This window comes from Okeania sp. (genome assembly GCF_983059655.1).
The window spans coordinates 1-3,009 of sequence record NZ_CEZPJD010000895.1 but is presented as its reverse complement, the minus strand read 5'-3'; the positions used below and the strand labels follow the sequence as shown (position 1 = coordinate 3,009).

Below are 3,009 nucleotides of genomic sequence, written 5' to 3'. Positions count from 1 at the left end.
TGCTGCGCAAACAGGCAGAGGTACTGATAACTGATAACTGATAACTGATAACTGAAATGACGTTCGTTAGTGACTCAAGTATAAATTTTGCTGATTAAAAACAACGGGAAAAAGGTTTAGGGTAAAAAAAGTACAATTCAGAGATAAAAAGTCTTTTTTGAAAGGCTAAAATATTTATTATAAAAAAAAGTAATTGCCATTACAGTTAGCGATCAAATATGCCCTATTTGACAATAGCTCCTTAATTAATTTTGAGTTAGATTTAAAGTAGTCAGAATAAGGTTATGTTTTCGACTACAAAATATAGAGGTGGTGAATGAAGATAGGTATTCCCAAGGAAATTAAGGATCTAGAGTTTCGTGTAGGACTAACTCCTGCAAGTGTCAGGGTATGTACTGAAGCTGGTCACCATGTATTCGTCGAAACAGGAGCAGGGTTGGGTGCAGGTTTTAGTGATGAGGATTATATCCAATCAAAGGCCAAAATTTTACAAAATGCTGGAGAGGTTTGGAATTGCGAAATGATCGTGAAAGTAAAAGAACCTCTATCATCAGAGTACCAATTTCTCAAATCAGGACAAATCCTGTTTACTTATCTACATTTGGCTGCCGATCAAAAGCTAACTGAAAGGTTGATTGAAAGTGGGGTGACGGCGATCGCCTACGAAACAGTAGAGCTACCTGACCATAAGTTACCTCTGTTAACTCCCATGAGTATAATAGCTGGGCGTCTTTCTGTGCAGTTTGGGGCGAGATTTTTGGAAAGGCAACAAGGTGGTAGAGGTTTACTATTAGGTGGAATTCCTGGTGTTATGCCTGGTAAGGTGATGATTCTGGGAGGTGGGGTTGTTGGTACAGAAGCAGCGAAAATTGCTGTTGGTTTGGGGGCAAGGGTTCAAATTTTTGATATAAATGTGGAAAGGTTAGCTTATCTGGAGACTATATTTGGCTCTAGAGTGGATTTGTTATACAGCAGTTCTTCTACTATTGAAACTGCTATTGTGGATTCCGATCTACTTATAGGGGCAGTTCTAGTTCCTGGTCGTCGCCCTCCAGTTTTAGTAACTAAAAATTTGGTAGCGCAGATGCGTCCTGGTTCTGTGATTATTGATGTAGCGGTGGATCAAGGCGGTTGTGTGGAAACTCTACGTCCAACTTCTCATACAAATCCTACCTATGTGGAATCGGGAGTTCTACATTATGGGGTGCCTAATATGCCAGGAGCAGTTCCCTGGACAGCTACTCAAGCTTTGAATAATAGTACTTTGCCCTATGTATTACAGTTAGCTAATTATGGGAGTGAAGCTTTAGAAAAAAATCCCGCCTTGGCTAAGGGATTGAATGTTAAAGACCATTTTTTGGTTCATCCTGCTGTCCGAGAAGTATTCCCCGATCTAAGTAATAATTAAGTTTAAAAATCACACATCTTTTTTTGGTCATTAAGTTAGAAGAAGTTGACTCTGAATAGCCATAAATTCTGCCAATATTTAGGTAGCAGTTGTAAACATAAGGTATGAAAATAAATCAGCTTCTAGAGTGGCTGTACACGCAGCCTATTCCATGTAAGTGTAGTAGAGTGATTCTAGTAGACTGGCTGAATAAGATTGATACTCCACGGGATAAATCCGCGTGGATTCTTAAGGGTCACAAATTTGCCGGGATAAATCCACGTCAAATTTTACCCTTAATGGCATAGCCAAAGATGCCTCTAGTCTGTCCGGGGTAAACCCATTCAGGTTGCTTTTGACTCCAATATTTGCAGCTCCGTTACAATCTGCATTTATCAATTTATTCTGCTTAGTTTTGTACAAACCGCGTTTGACTCGCTTGCCACTAAAACTGTATTCATTCGGGTTATTCGCATTGTAAACAGGTATCTGATCGCCGTCTAAAAAACTAGCCTTAGAGGTATAAGACTCCTCCTGTTCTATATAGGTTAATCCATACCTATCACACATGGCTTTTAGTTTAAACCTGAAACTATGGTGTGGTATTTGTACAAATTTTTGGTTAGTTTTTTTACCTAAATTGATACTTTGTTTGATTCGGTGATTTACGCCAACAACAATAGTAAATATCTTGTTTTTACTACACCAGTTGATTAAATATCTAGCTGCTTTATTCAGGTAATCTCTAACTTTATTGTTCCGATTTACTGTTATGCTGACTTGCTTTTTGGTTAAATCTTTGATGCCTTGTTTATCCTTTATAGACTGTATTCTAGAATGTTCCTTGTTGTACCATTGGTTGATTGATTTAAGCCTTCTACCGTCTAAAATAAACGATGACCCAGTATTCGATACACAAGTTGCTAGATTGTCTAGACCAAGATCTATTGCTAAAGCATTGTCAGATTTTACTATCTGCTGCGATTCAACTTCAGTAATAAATTCTACCTCAAAAAACCTAGCATCATATCTAGGAGCTATTCTAACTTCCTTGAGATTTTTACCTACTAATCTTTCTGGAAATGGAATTTTAACTGCACCATATTCAGCCTTAAATTTCCGCGACATAGGAATATTGAAATCTCCATTTCTCACCTTAATTCGAGGTATTATTAAAGGAAAATACCCTTCTTTGTTGAGGTATCTAGGCAATCGTATTTGTTCAAAAAGATAATTACCTTCTTTAGCTTTTTGGATTAAGTTAAAAAACGACTTAAAAGACCTATCTACCACTTTTAATGTTTGCTGTGCAATATCGGTTTGAAGGAGTTGGTAATTTGCCTCTTACAGAGGAGCTTTCCTACGGAATGCTACGCAAACGCTTTCGTTATCTTTGCAGTAATGGTAATTTGACTCATCTCTTAGATATCCGCCTTCAGCAAAATAGAACTGTCTCACAGAGTAAAGGCCCACATTGTACATATTTTTGGATAATCTGCACAATTGTCTTAAGGCTTTAAAGTCCTGGCTTGACAGGTTTCTAATTTTGTTCTTTTGGGTAAGATACATAGTGGGACTTACACAACTTAACTGGCCAAATTAGACTATAATGCTTGTAAATC

1 protein-coding gene and 1 pseudogene are annotated in these 3,009 nt (G+C 37.6%); one reads left to right on the top strand and one right to left on the bottom strand.

All coding sequences use genetic code 11. The features are described 5' to 3' along the window. Positions 1-316 precede the first annotated feature (316 nt). A complete protein-coding gene (gene ald, locus AC3DU7_RS29895; RefSeq protein ID WP_488042876.1) occupies positions 317-1,408 on the top strand; it encodes an alanine dehydrogenase in 1,092 nt (363 codons plus the stop codon). Positions 1,409-1,636: 228 nt separating this feature from the next. Here the strand turns inward: ald and AC3DU7_RS29890 are convergent. Beyond that, positions 1,637-2,710, bottom strand: a pseudogene (locus AC3DU7_RS29890) (RNA-guided endonuclease InsQ/TnpB family protein); the annotation flags it as partial. Positions 2,711-3,009 lie beyond the last annotated feature (299 nt).

What these genes read in the sequence shown, in the direction of transcription:
- ald (WP_488042876.1), top strand. Translation starts at nt 317, where the DNA reads ATGAAGATAGGTATTCCCAAGGAAATTAAGGATCTAGAGTTTCGTGTA.